16 protein-coding genes are annotated in these 21,262 nt (G+C 70.5%); 8 read left to right on the top strand and 8 right to left on the bottom strand.

Going from position 1 to position 21,262, the window contains the following annotated elements; translation table 11 throughout:
- Positions 1–31 precede the first annotated feature (31 nt).
- From RFN52_RS07925 to mshC, 4 genes are all read left to right on the top strand, one after another.
- Complete coding sequence (locus RFN52_RS07925) at positions 32–718, top strand: histidine phosphatase family protein (protein WP_184844234.1); 687 nt, start codon at positions 32–34, stop codon at positions 716–718.
- 78 nt (positions 719–796) lie between these two features.
- Positions 797–1,384 carry a DUF3090 domain-containing protein gene (locus RFN52_RS07920; protein WP_033311881.1) on the top strand — a complete coding sequence of 196 codons (588 nt, stop codon included), beginning with the start codon at positions 797–799 and terminating at the stop codon, positions 1,382–1,384.
- Entirely contained in the window at positions 1,348–2,178 is an 831-nt protein-coding gene (locus tag RFN52_RS07915) for an SCO1664 family protein (RefSeq protein WP_184844231.1), read from the top strand. Before RFN52_RS07920 ends, RFN52_RS07915 begins: the two co-directional genes overlap by 37 nt.
- A gap of 94 nt (positions 2,179–2,272) precedes the next feature.
- On the top strand, positions 2,273–3,502 hold the full coding sequence (mshC, locus tag RFN52_RS07910; RefSeq protein WP_184844228.1) for a cysteine--1-D-myo-inosityl 2-amino-2-deoxy-alpha-D-glucopyranoside ligase: 1,230 nt from the start codon (positions 2,273–2,275) through the stop codon (positions 3,500–3,502).
- Between the two features lie 65 nt (positions 3,503–3,567).
- On the opposite strand, the gene RFN52_RS07905 is transcribed toward mshC, so the two are convergent.
- The 6 genes from RFN52_RS07905 to RFN52_RS07880 form a co-directional block, all read right to left on the bottom strand.
- Entirely contained in the window at positions 3,568–4,551 is a 984-nt protein-coding gene (locus tag RFN52_RS07905; RefSeq protein WP_184844225.1) for a PAC2 family protein, read from the bottom strand.
- A gap of 157 nt (positions 4,552–4,708) precedes the next feature.
- A complete protein-coding gene (locus tag RFN52_RS07900; RefSeq protein WP_184844222.1) occupies positions 4,709–5,380 on the bottom strand; it encodes a FadR/GntR family transcriptional regulator in 672 nt (223 codons plus the stop codon).
- A 128-nt stretch (positions 5,381–5,508) separates the two neighbouring features.
- Positions 5,509–7,125, bottom strand: a complete 1,617-nt coding sequence (locus RFN52_RS07895) for a glycerol-3-phosphate dehydrogenase/oxidase (protein ID WP_184844219.1) — start codon at positions 7,123–7,125, stop codon at positions 5,509–5,511.
- 8 nt (positions 7,126–7,133) lie between these two features.
- Positions 7,134–8,672 carry a glycerol kinase GlpK gene (gene glpK / locus RFN52_RS07890; RefSeq protein ID WP_184844216.1) on the bottom strand — a complete coding sequence of 513 codons (1,539 nt, stop codon included), beginning with the start codon at positions 8,670–8,672 and terminating at the stop codon, positions 7,134–7,136.
- Positions 8,673–8,754: 82 nt separating this feature from the next.
- Complete coding sequence (locus RFN52_RS07885) at positions 8,755–9,549, bottom strand: MIP/aquaporin family protein (RefSeq protein WP_184844213.1); 795 nt, start codon at positions 9,547–9,549, stop codon at positions 8,755–8,757.
- Between the two features lie 270 nt (positions 9,550–9,819).
- Positions 9,820–10,593 carry an IclR family transcriptional regulator gene (locus tag RFN52_RS07880; protein ID WP_184561913.1) on the bottom strand — a complete coding sequence of 258 codons (774 nt, stop codon included), beginning with the start codon at positions 10,591–10,593 and terminating at the stop codon, positions 9,820–9,822.
- A 303-nt stretch (positions 10,594–10,896) separates the two neighbouring features.
- Between RFN52_RS07880 and metH the strand changes: the two genes are divergently transcribed.
- The 4 genes from metH (at position 10,897) to RFN52_RS07860 (ending at position 18,945) form a co-directional block, all read left to right on the top strand.
- The gene (gene metH, locus RFN52_RS07875) at positions 10,897–14,412 is read left to right on the top strand and encodes a methionine synthase (RefSeq protein WP_184844211.1); all 3,516 of its coding nucleotides are present in this window, start codon (positions 10,897–10,899) and stop codon (positions 14,410–14,412) included.
- A 126-nt stretch (positions 14,413–14,538) separates the two neighbouring features.
- Entirely contained in the window at positions 14,539–15,240 is a 702-nt protein-coding gene (locus RFN52_RS07870) for an HAD family hydrolase (protein ID WP_184844208.1), read from the top strand.
- 408 nt (positions 15,241–15,648) lie between these two features.
- Positions 15,649–17,253, top strand: a complete 1,605-nt coding sequence (locus RFN52_RS07865; protein WP_184844205.1) for an ABC transporter substrate-binding protein — start codon at positions 15,649–15,651, stop codon at positions 17,251–17,253.
- A gap of 108 nt (positions 17,254–17,361) precedes the next feature.
- Positions 17,362–18,945 carry an ABC transporter substrate-binding protein gene (locus tag RFN52_RS07860; RefSeq protein ID WP_184844202.1) on the top strand — a complete coding sequence of 528 codons (1,584 nt, stop codon included), beginning with the start codon at positions 17,362–17,364 and terminating at the stop codon, positions 18,943–18,945.
- Between the two features lie 71 nt (positions 18,946–19,016).
- On the opposite strand, the gene RFN52_RS07855 is transcribed toward RFN52_RS07860, so the two are convergent.
- Positions 19,017–19,688 (bottom strand): response regulator, encoded by a 672-nt coding sequence (locus RFN52_RS07855; protein WP_033311894.1) that lies wholly within the window; start codon positions 19,686–19,688, stop codon positions 19,017–19,019.
- A 54-nt stretch (positions 19,689–19,742) separates the two neighbouring features.
- Entirely contained in the window at positions 19,743–20,747 is a 1,005-nt protein-coding gene (locus RFN52_RS07850; RefSeq protein WP_184844199.1) for a RecB family exonuclease, read from the bottom strand.
- Positions 20,748–21,262: the final 515 nt, after the last annotated feature.

Raw genomic sequence — 21,262 nt, 5'->3', positions numbered from 1 at the left:
CACACGCGCGCGTGCGCCTACGCTGGAGCGCATGCCCACGCTGATCCTGGTCAGGCACGGACGCTCCACCGCCAACACCGAGGGACTGCTCGCCGGCTGGACGCCCGGCGTCGCCCTCGACGAGCGCGGCGCCGCACAGGCCGCCGCGCTCCCCGGGCGGCTGGCCGCACTGCCCCTCGCCGAAATCGTCACCAGTCCGCTCCAGCGCTGCCAGGAAACGATCCGGCCGCTGCTCGACGCCCGGCCGGAACTGAGCCCGCACACCGACGAGCGCATCGGCGAGTGCCACTACGGCGACTGGTCCGGACGCAAGCTCGCCGAGCTCAAGGACGAGCCCCTGATGGAGGTGGTGCAGGCGCACCCCTCGGCCGCGGCGTTCCCCGGCGGGGAGTCCATGCGGGCCATGCAGACGCGCGCCGCCGAGGCCGTACGCGAGTGGAACGCGCGCGTGGAGCGCGACCACGGCGCCGACGCCGTCTACCTCATGTGCTCGCACGGCGACATCATCAAGTCGCTCATCGCGGACGCACTCGGACTTCACCTGGACCTCTTCCAGCGGATTTCTGTTGAACCGTGTTCCATCACCGCGATCCGCTACACACGACTGCGGCCGTTTCTCGTCCGGCTCGGTGACACCGGCGACTTCACCTCCCTCGTGCCGCGCGAGGAACCGCCGGGCGGCGAGGCCGACGTCGGGGGTGGTGCGGGCGCACCGTGATCGTTCGCCGCAGTAGGGTGAAGCGGTCGCAGCAGTGCCGTGGTCACACGGTTCCCACGATTCCAATGGAGACAGGACGTGTCCCGTCAGGTGTTCCTCTACGACCATCCGGAGCGTTTCGTGGCCGGTACGGTCGGACTGCCCGGGCGCCGTTCGTTCTTCCTCCAGGCCTCCGCCGGCTCCCGGGTGACCAGCGTAGCCCTGGAGAAGACCCAGGTCGCCGCCCTCGCCGAGCGCATGGACGAACTGCTCGACGAGGTCGTACGCCGCAGCGGCGGCAGCGCCCACGTCCCCGCCGTCGCCCCCTCGGACACCGACACCGCCCCGCTGGACACCCCCATCGAGGAGGAGTTCCGGGTCGGCACCATGGCCCTCGCCTGGGACGGCGACGAGCAGCTCATGATCGTCGAGGCGCAGGCACTCGTGGAGCTCGACGCGGAATCCGAGGAGGACCTCGCCGAGGCGGAGGAGCGGCTGCTCCAGGACGAGGAGAACGGGCCCCCGATGCTGCGGGTCCGGCTCACCGGCGCGCAGGCCAGGGCCTTCGCCAAGCGCGCTCTCGACGTCGTCAACGCCGGGCGGCCGCCGTGCCCGCTGTGCAGCCTCCCGCTCGACCCGGAAGGACACGTATGTCCGCGCCAGAACGGATACCGCCGCGGAGCGTGACACCTCCGGTGAACGCCGCCGAGCTGCTCGCCCGGGGCGAACTGACCGTGCGCGGCCGCATCCGTGAGGCCTCCAACGCGGCCCTGTACTGCACGGTGTCGTACGACGGCCAGGACGCGGCCTGCATCTACAAGCCGGTCGCGGGGGAGCGGCCCCTGTGGGACTTCCCCGACGGGACGCTGGCCCAGCGCGAGGTCGCCGCGTACGAGGTCTCCGAGGCGACCGGCTGGGGCCTCGTACCGCCCACCGTGCTGCGCGAGGGCCCCTACGGCGAGGGCATGTGCCAGCTGTGGGTCGAGGTGGCGCCCGAGGCGGAACTGCTCGCCCTGGTCGACGGCGAGGAACCCGGACCGGGCTGGAAGGCGGTCGGCTTCGCCGAGGTCGGGGAGGGCCGCACCGCGCTGCTCGTGCACGCCGACGACGAACGGCTGCGGCGGCTCGCGGTCCTGGACGCGGTCATCAACAACGCCGACCGCAAGGGCGGTCACCTGCTGCCCACCGGTGAGGGACGGCTGTACGGCATCGACCACGGGGTCACCTTCAATGCCGAGAACAAGCTGCGGACCCTGCTGTGGGGGTGGGCGGGGGAGCCCCTCACCCAGGAGGCCGCCGACGTCCTCGAAGGCCTCCGGAAGGGCCTGGCCGAGGGCGGGCCGCTCACCGCGCGGCTCGAACCGCTGATCACCGGCGCCGAGATCGACGCCACCCGGGCCCGCGTCGGAGCCCTGCTCGCTTCGGGGACCCACCCCGAGCCGAGCGGCGAGTGGCCGGCGATTCCCTGGCCACCCGTGTAGCAGCACAGGCGCCGGATCGCCGCAAGAGCGCCTTCTCGGCCGAGTGGGCCGCTCCCATTCGTATATGGAACTTCAGTCCGGTTAGGCTCATGGCATGCATGCCTGGCCCGCTTCCGAGGTCCCCGCCCTGCCTGGTCAGGGCCGCGACCTGAGGATCCACGACACCGCGACCGGCGGCCTCGTCACCCTCGACCCCGGTCCCGTCGCCCGTATCTACGTCTGTGGCATCACCCCGTACGACGCCACGCACCTGGGACACGCGGCGACCTACAACGCGTTCGACCTCGTGCAGCGCGTGTGGCTCGACACCAAGCGGCAGGTTCACTACGTCCAGAACGTCACCGACGTCGACGACCCCCTCCTGGAGCGGGCGCAGCGCGACGGCGTCGACTGGGCCGCCCTCGCCGAGAAGGAGACGGCCCTCTTCCGCGAGGACATGACGGCCCTGCGGATGCTGCCTCCGCGGCAGTACATAGGCGCCGTCGAGGCCATACCCGGGATCGTCCCGCTCGTCGAGCGGCTCCGGGACGCCGGCGCGGCCTACGAACTGGACGGCGACGTCTACTTCTCCGTCGAGTCCGACCCGCACTTCGGCAAGGTCTCGAACCTCGACGCCGCCGCGATGCGGCTGCTGTCCGCCGAGCGCGGCGGCGACCCCGACCGCCCGGGCAAGAAGAACCCGCTCGACCCGATGCTGTGGATGGCGGCCCGTGAGGGCGAGCCCAGCTGGGACGGCGGATCGCTCGGACGCGGACGGCCCGGCTGGCACATCGAGTGCGTGGCCATCGCCCTCGACCACCTCGGGATGGGCTTCGACATCCAGGGCGGCGGCTCCGACCTGGCCTTCCCGCACCACGAGATGGGCGCCTCGCACGCCCAGGCCCTCACCGGCGAGTTCCCCATGGCCAAGGCGTACGTGCACGCCGGCATGGTCGCCCTGGACGGCGAGAAGATGTCCAAGTCCAAGGGCAACCTGGTCTTCGTCTCCAGGCTCCGGCACGACGGCGTCGACCCGGCCGCCATCCGGCTCACGCTGCTCGCCCACCACTACCGCGCCGACTGGGAGTACACCGACCAGGTCCTCCAGGACGCCGTCGCGCGGCTCGGCCGCTGGCGTGCCGCCGTGTCCCGGCCCGACGGGCCGCCGGCGGAAGCCCTCGTCGACGAGATCCGCGAGGCCCTCGCCGACGACCTGGACGCCCCTGCCGCGCTCGCCGCGGTCGACCGCTGGGTCGCGCTCCAGGAGCAGAGCGGCGGCACGGACATCGGCGCACCCGGGGTGGTCTCCCGGGCGGTGGACGCGCTGCTGGGTGTGGCGCTCTAGCCCGGACAACAGACGAAGGGGCGTCTCCCGGCCGGGAGACGCCCCTCTGGCGTTGTGCTGCGCCCTCAGTCCTCCGACGACTCGTCGTCGTCCGTGCCCGGCTTGGGCGGCTTCGGCGGGCGGGTGCGGCCGCTGGGGTTGTCCCGAAGGTACGAGGTGCTGTCGCTGCCGTCCGCCGTGGCGTGACCGCCGGCCCCGGGGGGTCCGCCACCGTCGTGGCGCCGCAGATAGCGCTCGAACTCCCGGGCGATGGCGTCGCCGGACGCCTCCGGCAGCTCGGCGGTGTCCCGCGCCTCCTCCAGCGACTGGACGTACTCGGCGACCTCGCTGTCCTCGGCGGCCAGCTGGTCCACGCCGACCTGCCAGGCGCGCGCGTCCTCGGGCAGCTCGCCCAGCGGGATGCGCACGTCGATCAGGTCCTCCAGACGGTTCAGCAGGGCCAGTGTGGCCTTCGGGTTCGGCGGCTGCGACACGTAGTGCGGCACCGCCGCCCACAGCGAGACGGCCGGGACGCCCGCGTGCGTGCACGCCTCCTGGAGGACGCCGACGATGCCCGTGGGGCCCTCGTACTTGGTCTCCTCCAGGTCCATGCGGCGGGCCAGGTCCGGGTCGGACGTCGTGCCGCTGATCGGGACCGGACGGGTGTGCGGGGTGTCGCCGAGCAGGGCGCCCAGGACGACCACCAGTTCCACGCCCAGTTCGTGTGCGAAGCCCAGCAGTTCGTTGCAGAACGAACGCCACCGCATGGACGGTTCGATGCCCCTCACGAGGACGAGGTCGCGCGGCTTCTCACCGCCGACCCGGACCACCGACAGCCTGGTCGTGGGCCAGGTGATCTTGCGGACGCCCGCTTCCATGAACACCGTGGGGCGGTTGACCTGGAAGTCGTAGTAGTCCTCGGCGTCCAGCGCCGCGAAGACCTCGCCCTTCCATTCCCGGTCCAGATACGCGACCGCGGTGGAGGCGGCGTCGCCGGCATCGTTCCAGCCCTCGAACGCGGCCACCATGACCGGGTCGACCAGCTCGGGAACCCCCTCGAGCTCGATCACCCAGCGCCTCCTTCCGACGTGCCCTCGCTTGACCACCCAACCTTACGGCGTGCCGCGGGGGCGCCCGCAGCCCCCTCGCAGGGGGAGTGCCCCATCACTGCCCCGCGATCCACCCCTGAACACACCGGGTTCGTCCGGGCGGTCCGTGAGGCCCTGGTCACAGCGTGGAGCGCAGCCACTGCTCCACACTCGCGATGTGGACGGTCGCCCACGAGCGCGCCGCCTCGGCGTCCCGGTCGCGCAGGGCGGCGAGGATCGCCCGGTGCTCGCGCAGGGTGCGGGCGACGGCGTCCTCCTGGGTGAGGCCCCGCCAGATGCGGGCCCGGGTGGTGGGACCCGAGAGACCGTCGAGCAGCGAGCACAGGACGGAGTTGCCCGAGCTGTGCACGATGCCCCGGTGGAACTCCAGGTCGCAGGCGACGAGATCCTCCACGGAGGGGTCCTCGCCGAGCCTGTCCAGCTGGGCCGTCAGCGCGTCCAGCTGCTGCTCGCTGATCCGCGAGGCCGCCATCGCGGTCGCGGCCGGCTCCAGGATGCGGCGCACGGCGAGGAACTCCAGGACCGTGTCGTCGCGGTGGAAGTCGACGACGAAGCTCAGCGCCTCCAGCAGGAGTTGCGGGTCGAGGCTGGTGACGTACGTGCCGTCACCCTGCCGTACGTCCAGGATCCGGATCAGCGACAGGGCGCGCACCGCCTCCCTCAGGGAGTTGCGGGACAGCCCGAGGTCGGCGGCGAGTTCGCTCTCCTTGGGCAGCCGGTCGCCCGGGCGCAGCGCGCCGGAGACGATCATTCCCTTGATCTTCTCGATCGCCTCGTCGGTGACTGCCATGGCCGGCCTCCCAGTGCGTTCAAGACCTCCGACGTATCAGGTCATTATGCGGGCGCGGGAACGCGGAAGGGGCGGCTCCGTCGGCGTGGAACCGCCCCTCCCGGATCAGGGATCACCCGGACCCGTGCCTACTTCTTGTCGAGCAGGTCCTGCACCTTGGCGCGGACGTCGTCCGTGGCGAGGCCGCGGATCGTCAGCGTCGTGCGGCGGCGCAGCACGTCGTCCTGCGTCTCGGCCCACTCGTGGTCCCGGGCCCAGACGACCTGCGCCCAGATCTCCGGGGCGTCGGGGTGGACGCGCTCGGCGAGCTCGGGGCTCTCGTTGGCCATGCGGGCGATGTCGAAGGCCAGCGAGCCGTAGTGCGTCGCCAGGTGCTTGGCGGTGTCGGCCGCCATGCGCGGGCCGGGCGCCGGCCGGTCGGTGAGCAGCCGGTGGGCGACCGCGCGCGGGTTGGCGATGCCGGGCAGCGGCAGCTTCTTCGGCAGCGCGCTGATCGGCTCGAAGTCGTCGCCCAGCGGGTGGCCCGGCAGCGCCTCCAGCTTCTTCATGATGGTGCGGCCGATGTGGCGGAAGGTGGTCCACTTGCCGCCCGCGACGGACAGCATGCCGCCCCGGCCCTCGGTCACGACCGTCTCGCGCTTGGCCTTGGCGGTGTCGCCGGGGCCGCCCGGCAGCACGCGCAGGCCGGCGAAGGAGTACGTGATGAGGTCGCGGCTCAGCTGCTGGTCGCGGACCGAGAAGGCGGCCTCGTCGAGGATCTGGGTTATGTCCTGCTCGGTGACCGAGACGTCCGCCGGGTCGCCCTCGAACACCTCGTCGGTCGTGCCGAGCAGCAGCATGTCCTCCCAGGGGAGGGCGAAGGTGATGCGGTACTTGTCGATCGGGGTGGCGAGCGCGGCCTTCCAGGGGGAGGTGCGCTTGAGGACCAGGTGCGCGCCCTTCGACAGGCGGATGGAGGGCGCCGCGTTCGGGTTCTCCATCCTGCGCAGGTGGTCGACCCACGGGCCGGTCGCGTTCAGCACGAGCCGGGCGTTGACGCCGAACTCGTCGCCGGACACACGGTCCTTCAGCTCGGCGCCGGTGACACGGCCCTGGGTGAAGCGCAGGCCCGTCACCTCGGCGTGGTTGAGGACCACCGCGCCCGCCTCGACGGCCCCGCGGACCGTCATCAGCGCCATGCGGGCGTCGTTCATCTGGTCGTCGCCGTAGACGGCCACGGCCTTGAGGTTCTCGGTGCGCAGCTCCGGCACGTCCTGCGCGGCCTTGGCCGGGGACAGCAGGTGCCCGACGCCGTCACCGAACGCGGAGAGCGCGGAGTAGGCGAAGACGCCCGCGCCGAGCTTCGCCGCGCCGTGCGGCCCGCCCTTGTACACGGGGAGGTAGAACGTGAGCGGGTTCGCCAGGTGGGGAGCCACCTGGCGGGAGACCGCACGGCGCTCGAAGTGGTTCTCCGCCACCAGCTTCACCGCGCCGGTCTGCAGGTAGCGCAGACCGCCGTGGAGGAGCTTGGAGGAGGCGGAGGACGTGGCGCCGGCGAAGTCGCCGGCGTCCACCAGAGCCACCCTGAGGCCGGACTGCGCGGCGTGCCAGGCGGTGGAGATGCCCAGGATGCCGCCGCCGATCACGAGAAGGTCGTACGACGCCTTGGAGAGCTGCTCCCTGGTCTCGGCTCGGCTCGGGTTCGAGCCGGAGGCCGGGTGCGTCCCCAGGGCAGGCACGGTCTGCAGGGTGGACTTGGTGGTCATGCTGTTTCTTACTCCTCGTCCTCGAGCCAGCCCATGGTCCGCTCGACGGCCTTGAGCCAGTTCTTGTACTCACGGGCGCGGGTCTCCGCGTCCATGCGGGGGGTCCACTCGGCGGCCCGCCGCCAGTTGGCGCGCAGGTCGTCGGTGCTGTTCCAGAAGCCGACGGCGAGACCGGCGGCGTAGGCGGCGCCGAGGCAGGTGGTCTCGGCGACCATCGGGCGCACCACGGGGGCGTCCACGAAGTCGGCGAGGGTCTGCATCAGCAGGTTGTTGGAGGTCATGCCGCCGTCGACCTTCAGGGCGGCCAGCTCCACGCCGGAGTCCTTCGTCATGGCGTCCGCGATCTCCCGCGTCTGCCAGGCGGTCGCCTCCAGGACGGCGCGCGCGAGGTGCGCCTTGGTGACGTACCGGGTCAGGCCGGCGATCACACCGCGGGCGTCGGAGCGCCAGTACGGGGCGAACAGGCCGGAGAAGGCCGGCACGAAGTAGGCGCCGCCGTTGTCCTCGACCGACAGGGCGAGGGTCTCGATCTCGGCGGCGGTGGAGATCAGGCCCATCTGGTCGCGCATCCACTGCACCAGCGAACCGGTGACCGCGATCGAGCCCTCCAGGGCGTAGACCGTCTTCTGGTCGCCGATCTTGTAGCCGACCGTGGTCAGCAGGCCGCTGTAGGAGTTGATGATCTTGTCACCGGTGTTCATCACCATGAAGGTGCCGGTGCCGTAGGTCGACTTCGTCTCGCCCTCGGCGAAACAGGTCTGGCCGAACAGGGCCGCCTGCTGGTCGCCGAGCGCCGAGGCGACCGGGATGCCGCCGAGCAGGTCGCCCAGCTTTCCGCCGGTGATCTCGCCGTAGACCTCGGCGGAGGAGCGGATCTCGGGCAGGATCTGCTGCGGGACGCCGATGGACTCGCAGATCTTGTCGTCCCACTGCATGGTGTGCAGGTTCATGAGCATTGTGCGCGAGGCGTTGGTGACGTCCGTGACGTGCTTGCCGCCGTTGACACCACCGGTCAGGTTCCAGATGACCCAGGTGTCCATGGTGCCGAAGAGGATGTCGCCCGCCTCGGCGCGCTCCTTCAGGCCGTCGACGTTGTCGAGCAGCCAGCGGGCCTTCGGGCCGGCGAAGTAGGAGGCCAGGGGCAGGCCCGTCTCGCGGCGGAAGCGGTCCTGGCCGACGTTGCGGCCGAGCTCGCGGCAGAGGGCGTCGGTGCGGGTGTCCTGCCAGACGATGGCGTTGTGGACGGGCTCACCGGTGTTCTTGTCCCACAGCACGGTCGTCTCGCGCTGGTTGGTGATGCCGATGGCCTTGATGTCGTCGCGGGTGATGCCGGCCTTCTCGATGGCCCCGGCGACGACCTCCTGGACGTTCGTCCAGATCTCGGTGGCGTTGTGCTCGACCCAGCCCGGCTTCGGGAAGATCTGCTCGTGCTCCTTCTGGTCGACGGAGACGATCCGGCCGTCCCGGTCGAACACGATGCAGCGGCTGGAGGTGGTGCCCTGGTCGATGGCGGCGATGAAGGGGCCGGCGGTGTGCGCGTCGGTCACTGTGTGCTCCTGGTAATTCCGGGTTTATGGGGCTTTACGTACGGCGCGTGCTGGAAGTTTCCCGCAGGGCGGGGAATCGCTCCTAGGCGAATGCGACGTTGTAGATGCCTGCCGCGATGGCGCCGCCGATCAGCGGAGCCACCACGGGGACCCAGGCGTAGCCCCAGTCGGAGCCACCCTTGTTGGGGAGCGGCAGCAGGGCGTGCACGATGCGCGGACCGAGGTCGCGGGCCGGGTTGATCGCGTACCCCGTCGGGCCGCCGAGGGACAGACCGATGGAGACCACGACGAGCGCGGTGATCAGGGCGCCCAGGTTGCCCAGGCCGTTGCCCTTGTCGTTCAGGCCCTGGGTGAGCACGGCCAGCACCAGCACGATGGTGCCGATGACCTCCGTCGCGATGTTCTGCCAGGCGACACGGACCTCGGGGCCGGTGGAGAAGACGCCCAGCACGGGGCCGGCGCCCTTCTCCTGGGCCTCGACGGCCTTGGCCACCGTGTCCTGCGCACCAGGGCCGCCGACGATCTCGCGGTCGGTGAGGTGCGCGTGGAACTGACCGTAGTAAGCGACCCAGACCAGAGCGGCACCGATCATGGCGCCGAGGATCTGTCCGGCGAAGTAGACCGGGACGTTCTTCCAGTCGCCGTCCTTGATGGCGATGGCCAGCGTCACGGCCGGGTTCAGATGGGCGCCGGACAGCGGCGCCGAGGTGTAGACCGCCGTGAGCACCGCGAAGCCCCACCCGAAGGTGATGGCGAGCCAGCCGGCGTTACGAGCCTTGGAGGCCTTCAGCGTGACGGCGGCACAGACGCCGCCGCCGAGGAGGATGAGTATGGCGGTACCGATGGTCTCGCCGATGAAGATGTCGGAGCTGGACACCCGCGACTCCTTTGTCTTACGTCCAGGGAAGTTCGATACCGGCCTGGCGTTGTCACTCTAGCGCGTATTGCCGGTAGCTGTTCGACAATGTCGACCGATGGACGGGAGTCTTGCTTCGGCGTTACGAGCACGTCAAGAGCTGTGTTGTCGAAAATACGATCGTTACTGATCGCCGCGGTCCCGGTGATCTTCTCCGCAGGTGAGCGCGGACATGCCGAGGACCGGGACGCCGTACGGCGTCCCGGTCCTCGGCGGATGCCGACGTGTGCGTCAGAACCGCCCGGCGCCCAGATCCCGTGACACCGCACGGGCGCAGTCCCGTACCGCCGCGATCAGCTCGGGGCGCAGGGCTCCCTCGTCGTCGGACCGGCACAGCCGCTCCACGGCGCCGGTGATGCCGACCGCGCCGACCGGCATGCGCCGCCGGTCGTGGATGGGTGCGGCGAGGGAGGCGACGCCCTCCCAGGTCTCCTCCACGTCGGCCGCGTACCCGCGCGCGCGGGTCACGTCCAGGAGGTGCTCGAAGTCCTCCGGCTCGCACACCGTCCGATCGGTGAACGCCTTGCGGTCGGCCTCCAGGGCCTCGCTGTGGGCCACCGGGTCGTAGGCGGACAGCACCTTGCCCAGGGCGGTGGAGTGCAGCGGCTGCATGGCCCCGATCTCCAGGACCTGCCGGCTGTCGTCGGGCCGGAAGACGTGGTGCACGATCAGTACGCCCTGCTGGTGCAGGACACCCAGGTAGACGCTCTCGCCGCTGGAGCGGGCCAGGTCGTCGGCCCAGACCAGGGCGCGCGCCCGCAGTTCGTGCACGTCGAGGTAGGTGGTGCCCAGGCGCAGCAGTTCGGCGCCCAGCTGGTAGCGGCCGGAGGCGTCGTCCTGCTCCACGAAGCCCTCCTGCTGGAGGGTGCGCAGGATGCCGTGGGCAGTGCCCTTGGCCAGGCCCAGCGACGAGGCGATGTCCGACAGGCCGAGCCGCCGCTCGCCGCCCGCGAGCAGCCGCAGCATCGCGGCCGCCCGTTCGAGCGACTGGATGTTCCGTGCCATCGCCGTACTGCCTCCGTCCCCTTCGACCGCCGACAAGCGGCACCACAGCCCTCGTTCGGCAATGTCGAACACTACCGGTCGATGTCGACCTCTCGCTAATGGCAGGCCGCCATTTTTCAGCCACCGGTGGCTGATCCGTCGCCCGGCGGCCGATCCGGCACCACCGGAGTCCGCCCCGTGGACGTGCTGCCCATCCAAGCCCACTCCCGGTTACGCTGGCGCGGTGCGCCCATCCCGGATGCCCGCCGGCTGTCCGGGAAGCCGCAAAAGCCGACAGCCGTCGCATCCGAGGGAGCCCTTTTCATGGCCTCGTTGCCGCCGACCCCTTCCGCAGACAGCCGGACCCGTGCGTCCGCGCTCCGAGAAGCCCTGGCCACCCGCGTGGTCGTGGCCGACGGAGCCATGGGCACCATGCTCCAGGCGCAGGACCCCACCCTTGAGGACTTCGAGAATCTCGAGGGCTGCAACGAGATCCTCAACCTGACACGCCCGGACATCGTCCGTTCGGTCCACTCCGCCTACTTCGACGTCGGCGTGGACTGCGTGGAGACCAACACCTTCGGCGCCAACCTCACCGCTCTCGGCGAGTACGACATCCCCGAGCGCGTCACCGAGCTGTCCGAGGCAGGTGCCCGGATCGCCCGCGAGGTGGCCGACGAGTTCACCCGCAGCACCGGGCAGCAGCGCTGGGTCCTCGGCTCGATGGGCCCCGGCACCAAGCTGCCCACTCTCGGCCACACCACCTTCGGCGCCATCCGGGACGCCTACCAGCAGAACGCCGAGGGCCTGCTCGCCGGCGGCGCCGACGCGCTGCTCGTGGAGACCACCCAGGACCTGCTCCAGACCAAGGCCTCCGTCATCGCCGCCCGCCGGGCCATGGAGGCCACCGGCCACTCCGTGCCGCTGATCGTCTCGGTGACCGTGGAGACGACCGGCACCATGCTGCTCGGCTCCGAGATCGGCGCGGCCCTGACGGCGCTGGAGCCGCTCGGCATCGACATGATCGGCCTGAACTGCGCCACCGGCCCGGCCGAGATGAGCGAGCACCTGCGCTTCCTGTCCCGGCACTCGCGCATCCCGCTGTCCTGCATGCCCAACGCGGGCCTGCCCGTGCTGACCAAGGACGGCGCCCACTACCCGCTGACCGCGCCCGAGCTGGCCGAGGCACAGGGCACCTTCGTCCGGGACTACGGCCTCTCCCTCGTCGGCGGCTGCTGCGGCACCACCCCCGAGCACCTGCGGCAGCTGGTCGAGCGCGTCCGGGACACCGCCCCCACCGAGCGCGCCCCGCAGCCCGAGCCGGGCGCGGCCTCCCTGTACCAGTCCGTGCCGTTCCGGCAGGACACCTCCTACCTGGCCATCGGCGAGCGCACCAACGCCAACGGCTCGAAGAAGTTCCGCGAGGCCATGCTGGACGGCCGCTGGGACGACTGCGTGGAGATGGCCCGCGACCAGATCCGCGAGGGCGCGCACATGCTCGACCTGTGCGTGGACTACGTCGGCCGCGACGGCGTCGCCGACATGGAGGAACTGGCCGGCCGCTTCGCCACCGCCTCCACCCTTCCGATCGTGCTGGACTCCACCGAGGTCGACGTCATCCGGGCCGGCCTGGAGAAGCTCGGCGGCCGCGCGGTGATCAACTCGGTGAACTACGAGGACGGCGACGGCCCCGAGTCCCGCTTCGCCAAGGTCACCGCCCTCGCCCAGGAGCACGGCGCCGCCCTCATCGCGCTCACCATCGACGAGGAGGGCCAGGCCCGCACCGCCGAGAAGAAGGTCGAGATCGCCGAACGGCTCATCGACGACCTGACCGGCAACTGGGGCATCCACGAGGAGGACATCCTCGTCGACTGCCTGACCTTCACCATCTGCACAGGCCAGGAGGAGTCCCGCAAGGACGGCATCGCCACCATCGAGGGCATCCGCGAGCTCAAGCGGCGCCACCCGAAGGTGCAGACCACACTCGGCCTGTCCAACATCTCCTTCGGCCTCAACCCGGCCGCCCGCATCCTGCTCAACTCCGTCTTCCTCGACGAGTGCGTCAAGGCGGGCCTGGACTCGGCGATCGTGCACGCGTCGAAGATCCTGCCGATCGCCCGCTTCAGCGAGGAGGAGGTCCAGACGGCCCTCGACCTCATCCACGACCGCCGCGCCGAGGGCTACGACCCGCTGCAGAAGCTCATGCAGCTCTTCGAGGGCGCCACCGCCAAGTCCCTCAAGGCCGGCAAGGCCGAGGAACTGGCCGCCCTGCCACTGGACGAGCGCCTCAAGCGCCGCATCATCGACGGCGAGAAGAACGGCCTCGAAGCGGACCTCGACGCGGCCCTCCAGGAGCGGCCCGCGCTCGACATCGTCAACGAGACCCTGCTGGACGGCATGAAGGTCGTCGGCGAATTGTTCGGCTCCGGCCAGATGCAGCTGCCGTTCGTCCTGCAGTCCGCCGAGGTCATGAAGACGGCCGTCGCCCACCTCGAACCGCACATGGAGAAGACCGACGAGGCGGGCAAGGGCACCATCGTGCTCGCCACCGTCCGCGGCGACGTGCACGACATCGGCAAGAACCTCGTCGACATCATCCTGTCCAACAACGGCTACAACGTCGTCAACCTCGGCATCAAGCAGCCGGTCTCCGCGATCCTGGAAGCCGCCGAGGAGCACAAGGCCGACGTCATCGGCATGTCCGGACTGCTGGTGAAGTCCACGGTGATCATGAAGGAGAACCTGGAGGAGCTGAACCAGCGCGGTCTGGCCTCCGGCTACCCGGTCATCCTCGGCGGCGCCGCCCTCACCCGTGCCTACGTCGAGCAGGACCTGCACGAGATCTACGAGGGCGAGGTCCGCTACGCCCGCGACGCCTTCGAGGGCCTGCGCCTGATGGACGCCCTCATCGGCGTCAAGCGCGGCGTGCCCGGCGCGAAGCTCCCGGAACTCAAGCAGCGCCGGGTCAGGGCCGCGGCCCCGGCCGTCGTCGAGGAGCGCCCCGAGGAGGGGCACGTCCGCTCCGACGTCGCCACCGACAACCCCGTGCCCACCCCGCCCTTCCGCGGCACCCGCGTGATCAAGGGCATCCAGCTCAAGGAGTACGCGAGCTGGCTCGACGAGGGCGCCCTCTTCAAGGGCCAGTGGGGCCTGAAGCAGGCCCGCACCGGCGAGGGCCCGTCCTACGAGGAGCTCGTCGAGAGCGAGGGCCGGCCCCGGCTGCGCGGCCTGCTGGACCGGCTCCAGACGGAGAACATGCTGGAGGCGGCCGTGGTCTACGGCTACTTCCCGTGCGTCTCCAAGGACGACGACCTGATCATCCTCGACGAGCAGGGCAACGAGCGCACCCGCTTCACCTTCCCGCGCCAGCGCCGCGGCCGGCGCCTGTGCCTGGCGGACTTCTTCCGCCCGGAGGAGTCCGGCGAGACCGACGTCGTCGGCCTCCAGGTCGTCACCGTCGGCTCGCGCATCGGCGAGCAGACCGCCCGGCTCTTCGAGGCCAACGCCTACCGCGACTACCTCGAACTGCACGGGCTGTCCGTGCAACTGGCCGAGGCGCTCGCCGAGTACTGGCACGCGCGCGTGCGCTCCGAACTCGGCTTCGCCGGCGAGGACCCGGACGAGATGCAGGGCATGTTCGAGCTGAAGTACCGGGGCGCCCGCTTCTCCCTCGGCTACGGCGCCTGCCCCAACCTGGAGGACCGCGCCAAGATCGCCGACCTGCTCGAACCGGAGCGCATCGGCGTCGAGCTGTCCGAGGAGTTCCAGCTGCACCCCGAGCAGTCCACGGACGCCATCGTGATCCACCACCCGGAGGCGAAGTACTTCAACGCCCGCTGAGCCGTCCCACCGGGTACACGGGCCAAAAGAGGCGCTTCGTCCGCGCACGACGTAGACTGGTCGGTCCACCGCAGGCCGGTTCCCCTCGTGGGAACCGGCCTGAACGTCCCTCAAGGAGGTACGTGGATGACCAGTACGGTCCCCGCGCTCGGAACTCGCACGGCCGAAGGATCCGCCCTCCAGGCGGTGCTCCTCGACATGGACGGCACCCTGGTGGACACGGAGGGCTTCTGGTGGGACGTCGAGGTCGAGGTCTTCGCCTCCCTCGGCCACACCCTCGACGAGTCCTGGCGGCATGTCGTGGTCGGCGGCCCCATGACCCGCAGCGCGGGCTTCCTCATCGAGGCCACCGGCGCCGACATCCCCCTCGACGAACTCACCGTGCTCCTGAACGATGGCTTCGAGGCCCGCATCGACCGCGCCCTGCCGCTGATGCCGGGCGCCGGCCGGCTACTCGCCGAGCTCTACGAGTACGAGATCCCCACCGCCCTGGTCTCCGCCTCGCACCGGCGCATCATCGACCGGGTCCTGACCTCGCTCGGCGCCCACCACTTCAGCCTGACGGTGGCCGGTGACGAGGTGCCGCGCACCAAGCCCCACCCCGACCCGTACCTCGCCGCCGCCGCGGGACTCGGCGCGGACCCGGCCCGCTGCGCCGTCATCGAGGACACCGCCACCGGGGTCGCCGCCGCCGAGGCCGCGGGCTGCCAGGTCGTGGCCGTGCCCTCCGTCGCCCCCATCGCCCCGGCCCTGCGCCGCACGATCGTCACCTCCCTCGAAGAGGTCGACCTGACATTTCTGCACGGGCTGATGACGGAAATGCGCTAGGCGTCACCCAGCGTGCAGCGGCGTTAACGCGTGAATTCCGAAGGCGAATTCGAGCCCCTCCCGACGATCGAATTCCCGTGCCTCCGAACCTGTTTACGCGTGTGACGTTCCCCACGCGAACCGGGGTCGACAGCCGATCCGGCATGTGCTGCACACCCCCTCCAGGGGGCCGTCGGCGTGCCCTTGTGTCCCGATTGATGGAACGCTGCACCAAAGCTTCCGCTGTCGGGTTTTCGGTCTGTCCACGCCCGGTTCCGCAGCGTGATGGGTGCTCAACTCCGGTGGCTGCGAACCCTCCTGCCGGTCCGGACTAATCTCGATGCGAGAACATCGCCCCACCTCCGTGATCCGCTGCGCCACCCCTGCATGCCGGATACACGGAGTCGACAGCTCTGGAGAAACTCGAGCATGAACCGCAAGACTTTGGTGCTGCCGGCCGTGATCGGCCTGCTCGCGCCGGTGCTCGCCGCCTGCGGCGGGTCCGACAGCGGGAGCGGCGACAGCGGCGCGATCGTCGTCGGCACCACGGACCGGTTCACCGCCTCGAAGGACGCCCCCGCACCCCTCGACCCGGCGTACGCCTACGACGTCGGCACCTGGAACATCCTGCGTCAGACCGTGCAGACCCTGATGATCCAGCCGCGCGGCGAGGGCGAGCCGGTTCCGGAGGCCGCCGAGCGCTGCGGCTTCACCGACACCGGCAACGAGCGCTACGCCTGCACCCTGCGTGACGGCCTGACGTTCGCTGGCGGCAACGCTGTCACCGCGGCCGACGTGAAGTACTCCATCGACCGCGCCCGCTCCCTGAAGGCCGACAGCGGGGTGTTCGCGCTGCTGTCCACCATCGACACCGTCGAGACGCAGGGCGACCGCGAGGTCATCTTCCACCTGAAGACCGCCGACGCGACGTTCCCGTACAAGCTGTCGACCCCCGTCGCCGGCATCGTCGACCCCGACGACTACCCCAAGAACAAGCTGCGCGACGGCTTCGACCTGGAGGGCTCCGGCCCGTACACCCTGAAGGCCGACGTCGAGAACGGCGAGCTGGTCAAGGCCGAGTTCACCAAGAACCCCGACTACAAGGGGGCCCTCGAGGTGAACAACGACAAGGTCGACATGGTCTCGTACAAGGACGCCGACGCCATGGGCAAGGCCCTGGACAAGGGCGACATCGACCTGATGACCCGCACCATGTCGCCCGATCAGATCCGCGAGCTCTCGGGCGACGCGGACACCGACGTCGACCTCGTCGAGATGCCCGGCCTGGAGATCCGCTACCTGGGCTTCAACACCGACGCCCCGACGGTGAAGTCCAAGGCCGTACGCCAGGCGATGGCCCAGGTCGTCAACCGCAGCGCGCTGGTCTCCAAGGTCTACGGCTCCCAGGCCGAGCCGCTGTACTCGCTGGTCCCGGCCACCGTCACCGGCCACTCCAACTCGTTCTTCAACAAGTACGGCGAGCCGAACGTCACCAAGGCCCGTTCCCTGCTCAACCAGGCGAACATCACCACCCCGGTGAAGCTCACGCTGCACTACACGACCGACCACTACGGCCCGGCAACCAAGAAGGAGTTCGAGGTCCTGCGCGACCAGCTGAACTCCAGCGGCCTGTTCGACGTCGGCATCAAGGGCACCCCGTGGGACACGTTCCGCCCGGCCGAGAAGAAGGGCGAGTACGACGTCTACGGCATGGGTTGGTTCCCGGACTTCCCGGACGCCGACAACTTCCTCGCGCCGTTCCTCGACGCCGACAACACCCTCGGCTCGCCGTACGACAACAGCCGGATCCGCAACACCCTGATCCCGGAGTCCCGCCGTGAGGCGGACCGGCTGTCCGCCTCCTCAAGCCTGACTGACATTCAGGACATCGTCGCCGGTGACGTGCCGGTGCTGCCGCTGTGGCAGGGCAAGCAGTACGTTGCCGCGCGCGACGACATCACGGGTACCGCCTACGCGCTCAACTCCGCCTCGACGCTCCAGCTGTGGGAGCTCGGGCGGGGCGTGAGCGGCTGACGGACCCGCTGGAACCCCGGGGCCTGTGACCACGGCCCCCGGGGAGCCGTGCCCCGGAGCCAGGGAGATGCTCCGGGAGTTCTCGAGAACCGACGACAAGGCACACACGTGAACCTACGCAACCAGTGGCCGGTCCTGCCCATCGTGGCGGGCCTCGCCTCCGGACTGCTGACCGGCTGTGGCACGGAGAGCGGAGACTCCGCGGGGGACGGCTCCAACGTGGTGGTGGGGATGTCCGACGACGTCCTGGCCACCGACCCGGCCTCCGGCTACGACCCCGGCTCCTGGCTGTTGTTCAACAACGTCTTCCAGTCCCTGCTCAGCTTCCCCAAGGGCGCCACGGAGCCGCAGCCCGAGGCCGCAGAGAGCTGCGCGTTCACCGACACGCAGACCACGGTCTACAAGTGCACGCTGAAGGACGGGCTCAAGTTCAGCAACGGTGACGAGCTCACCTCCGAGGACGTCAAGTTCTCCTTCGACCGCATGCTGAAGATCAACGACCCCGACGGGCCCGCGATCATGTTCCCCATGCTCGACAAGGTCGAGACGCCGGACGCGAAGACGGTCGTCTTCCGCCTCAACACCGCCGACGCCACCTTCCCGAGCAAGATCGCCTCCGGTGCCGGCTCCATCGTCGACCACACCCAGTACGACGCCGACGGGCTCCGCAAGGACGGCGAGGCGGTCGGCTCCGGCCCCTACCAGCTCGACTCGTTCGACGACGGCCAGGCCGTCTTCTCCGTCAACGAGAACTACAAGGGCACCGCCAAGGTGAACAACACCGGCGTGACGCTCAAGTTCTTCGACGGCGACCAGACCGCCCTGAAGCAGGCCATCCAGAACGGGGACGTCGACATCGCCTACCGCGGTCTCACCGCGGGCGACATCGCCGACACCGAGAAGGCCGACGACGGCACCGGCGTCGAGGTCGTCGAGGGCAGCAGCGCCGAGGTCCAGCACCTCGTCTTCAACATGGACGACCCGGTCGCCGGAAAGCTCGGCGTCCGCAAGGCCATCGCCCACCTGCTCGACCGCGAAGCCCTCATCAAGGACGTCTACCAGGGCACCGCGACCCCGCTGTACTCGATCATCCCGGCCGGCATCGCGGGCCACAACACGGCCTTCTTCGACACCTACGGCGCCCGCCCCTCCAAGTCCAAGGCCCAGGCCGCGCTGCGCGAGGACGGCCTCACCGGCAAGGTGAAGCTGACCCTCTGGTCGACCCCCTCCCGCTACGGCCCCGCCACCGACCAGGAGCTGAACGCCATCGCCGGCCAGCTCAACGCCAGCGGCCTGTTCGACGCGAGCGTCAAGTCCGTCCCCTTCGGCCAGTACGAGAAGGACATCGCCGCCGGCAAGTACGGCGTCTACGTGAAGGGCTGGGTGCCGGACTACCCCGACGCCGACAACTTCACGGCCCCCTTCTTCGGCAAGGGCAACGTGCTGAACAACAACTACGACAACGGCACGATCACCGGCTCGCTCATCCCGCGCACCGCCGCCCTCACCAACCGGGCATCCACCGACAAGGAGTTCGGCGAGCTGCAGGACATCGTCGCCGACGAACTCCCCGTCCTGCCGGTCTGGCAGGCCAAGCAGTACGCGGTCGTCCGCGACGGCGTCTACGGCCTCGAGTACTGCCTCGACGCGTCGACGGTCTTCCGCTTCTGGGAGCTCAGCAAGGACGCCTGACGCTCAGGAACGCAGAAGGGCGCCCCCCCGCTCGACGGGGGGCGCCCTTCTCGCGTACGTGCTCCCTGTCGCTACTGCCCGCCGGGACGCACCAGCCCGCTCTCGTACGCGTACACCGCGGCCTGCACGCGGTCGCGCAGGCCCAGCTTCGTCAGCACATGCCCGACATGCGTCTTGACCGTGGTCTCACTGACGAAGAGATCGGCGGCGATCTCCGCGTTGGACAGCCCGCGCGCCACCAGCTTCAGCACCTCGACCTCGCGGTCGGTGAGCGTGTGCAGCGTGTCCGGCACCGGCTCGTCCCCCGACGGCAGATGCGTGGCGTACTTGTCGAGCAGCCGGCGGGTGATGCTCGGCGCGAGCATGGCCTCGCCCCCGGCGACGACCCGGATGGCCTGCACCAGCTCATTGGCCGGCGCGTCCTTGAGCAGGAACCCGCTGGCACCGGCGCGCAGCGCCTCCACCACGTACTCGTCGAGGTCGAACGTGGTCAGCACCAGGACCTTCGCCGGGCCGTCCCGCCCGGGCCCGGTGATCTGCCGGGTCGCCTCCACACCGTCCATCCGCGGCATGCGGATGTCCATCAGAACCACATCGGGCTGTAGCGCACGCACCTGGTCGAGTGCCTGCAGTCCGTCACCGGCCTCCCCGACGACCGCGATGTCCTGCTCCGCTTCCAGAATCATCCGGAAGCCGGTGCGCAGCAGCGGCTGGTCGTCGACCAGTAGGACGCGGATGGCCACGTGAGTCTCCTTCGCTAGTCCGGCCCCATTCTGCCCTGCACGGGCCCGCCGGACTCAGCCGCCCTCACCCGGAGCCGCCTGCACCGGCAGGGGATACGGCGGGGGAGTGCCGCCGAACTCCGGGCAGTGGGCCTGGTGGTCGCACCAGCCGCACAGCTTCGTGGGGCGCGGCCGCCAGTCACCCGTCTCGGTCGCCAGCCGGATCGCCTCCCACAGCGCCAGCAGCTTGCGCTCGACCCGCTCCAGATCGGCGAGGACCGGGTCGTACGTCAGCACCTGACCACTGCCGAGATAGACCAGCTGGAGCCGCCGGGGGACCACGTTCTTCAGCCGCCACACCACCAGGGCGTAGAACTTCATCTGGAACAGGGCGCCCTCCGAATACTCCGGCCGGGGCGCCTTCCCCGTCTTGTAGTCGACGATCCGGACCTCGCCCGTGGGAGCCACGTCGACCCGGTCGATGATGCCGCGCAGCCGCAGCCCGGACTCCAGCTCCGCCTCGACGAACAGCTCCCGCTCGGCCGGCTCCAGACGACTGGGGTCCTCCAGGGTGAACCAGCGCTCGACGAGCTGCTCCGCCTCGCCCAGCCAGCGCGCCAGCCGCTCGCCCTGCGGATCGTCGGCGAACAGCTCCACGACCTCCGGCCGCGTCTCGCGCAGCCGGTCCCACTGGCCGGGGATCAGCGACTTCGCCCGGGGCGGCGTGCGCTCGGCGGCCGGGGCGTCGAAGAGCCGCTCCAGGACCGCGTGCACCAGCGTGCCCCTGGTCGCCGCCTCGCTCGGCTTCTCCGGCAGCCGGTCGATGACCCGGAAGCGGTAGAGCAGCGGGCACTGCATGAAGTCACTGGCACGTGAGGGGGACAGCGACGCTGGCGGTATGGCGGCGGAGCCGGTCACGAGGTCGCTCACGGCGGCGGTCTCGGCCGCCGCCTCCGCCACCGTCCGCGCCTCTGCCGCCGTGTCCACCGCCGTCTGCGCGGGCCCCGCCGGGAGCGGCGGATCCGCCGCCGCGGCAGGGCTGCTCCCGGACGCCGCCGCGCCCTCGCTGCTCGTCTCCATGCCCCAGACCATACGGCCCGCCACTGACAGTGACCCAGCCGCGTTCGTGGGGGAAGCCGGGAGGGGAGGTCGACGTACGGGAAACACAGGGGTGCCGGGGCGGAACGCACCTCGACGGCCGCATACCATCGACACGAGACCCTCCCGTCCGGCAGGCGCGGGAGACGCTTCGACGAGGGGACACCGGTGGACGAGAGCGGCGGGCGCGGGCAGCCGCGGTCCGGCAACGACGAGTCGGCCGAGCGCCACGAGGGGCTTCCGCCCCGGGCCACCGACCCGGCCCCCGCCGACGAACAGCCCACGCACGAGCACGGTTCCGCTTCCGGGCAGCCCGCCCGGGGCCGAGAGCCGGCCGGACCGCAGGCACCCGCCGCCACACCGGCACCCCCCGCACACGCCCCGGGGAACGACCCGGCACCCCCCCGGCCCGCCACCGACGCTGCACCGGACCCGCGGACTCCGGACGCCGCACCCACCCGTGCCGACGCGCAGGCTCCGGCCGGGGGCGCCGGTGA

This window comes from Streptomyces collinus, assembly GCF_031348265.1.
Taxonomy (GTDB): domain Bacteria; phylum Actinomycetota; class Actinomycetes; order Streptomycetales; family Streptomycetaceae; genus Streptomyces; species Streptomyces collinus.
The sequence above is the reverse complement of the archived record's forward strand: the minus strand, read 5'-3'. Positions and strand labels throughout refer to the sequence as shown.

Excerpts from the sequence above, each read along its gene's own strand:
- RFN52_RS07925 (WP_184844234.1), top strand. The coding sequence starts at position 32 with ATGCCCACGCTGATCCTGGTCAGGCACGGACGCTCCACCGCCAACACC.
- RFN52_RS07915 (WP_184844231.1), top strand. The coding sequence starts at position 1,348 with ATGTCCGCGCCAGAACGGATACCGCCGCGGAGCGTGACACCTCCGGTG.
- mshC (WP_184844228.1), top strand. The coding sequence starts at position 2,273 with ATGCATGCCTGGCCCGCTTCCGAGGTCCCCGCCCTGCCTGGTCAGGGC.
- RFN52_RS07900 (WP_184844222.1), bottom strand. The coding sequence starts at position 5,380 with ATGGCAGTCACCGACGAGGCGATCGAGAAGATCAAGGGAATGATCGTC.
- RFN52_RS07895 (WP_184844219.1), bottom strand. The coding sequence starts at position 7,125 with ATGACCACCAAGTCCACCCTGCAGACCGTGCCTGCCCTGGGGACGCAC.
- RFN52_RS07880 (WP_184561913.1), bottom strand. The coding sequence starts at position 10,593 with ATGGCACGGAACATCCAGTCGCTCGAACGGGCGGCCGCGATGCTGCGG.
- metH (WP_184844211.1), top strand. The coding sequence starts at position 10,897 with ATGGCCTCGTTGCCGCCGACCCCTTCCGCAGACAGCCGGACCCGTGCG.
- RFN52_RS07870 (WP_184844208.1), top strand. The coding sequence starts at position 14,539 with ATGACCAGTACGGTCCCCGCGCTCGGAACTCGCACGGCCGAAGGATCC.
- RFN52_RS07865 (WP_184844205.1), top strand. The coding sequence starts at position 15,649 with ATGAACCGCAAGACTTTGGTGCTGCCGGCCGTGATCGGCCTGCTCGCG.
- RFN52_RS07850 (WP_184844199.1), bottom strand. The coding sequence starts at position 20,747 with ATGGAGACGAGCAGCGAGGGCGCGGCGGCGTCCGGGAGCAGCCCTGCC.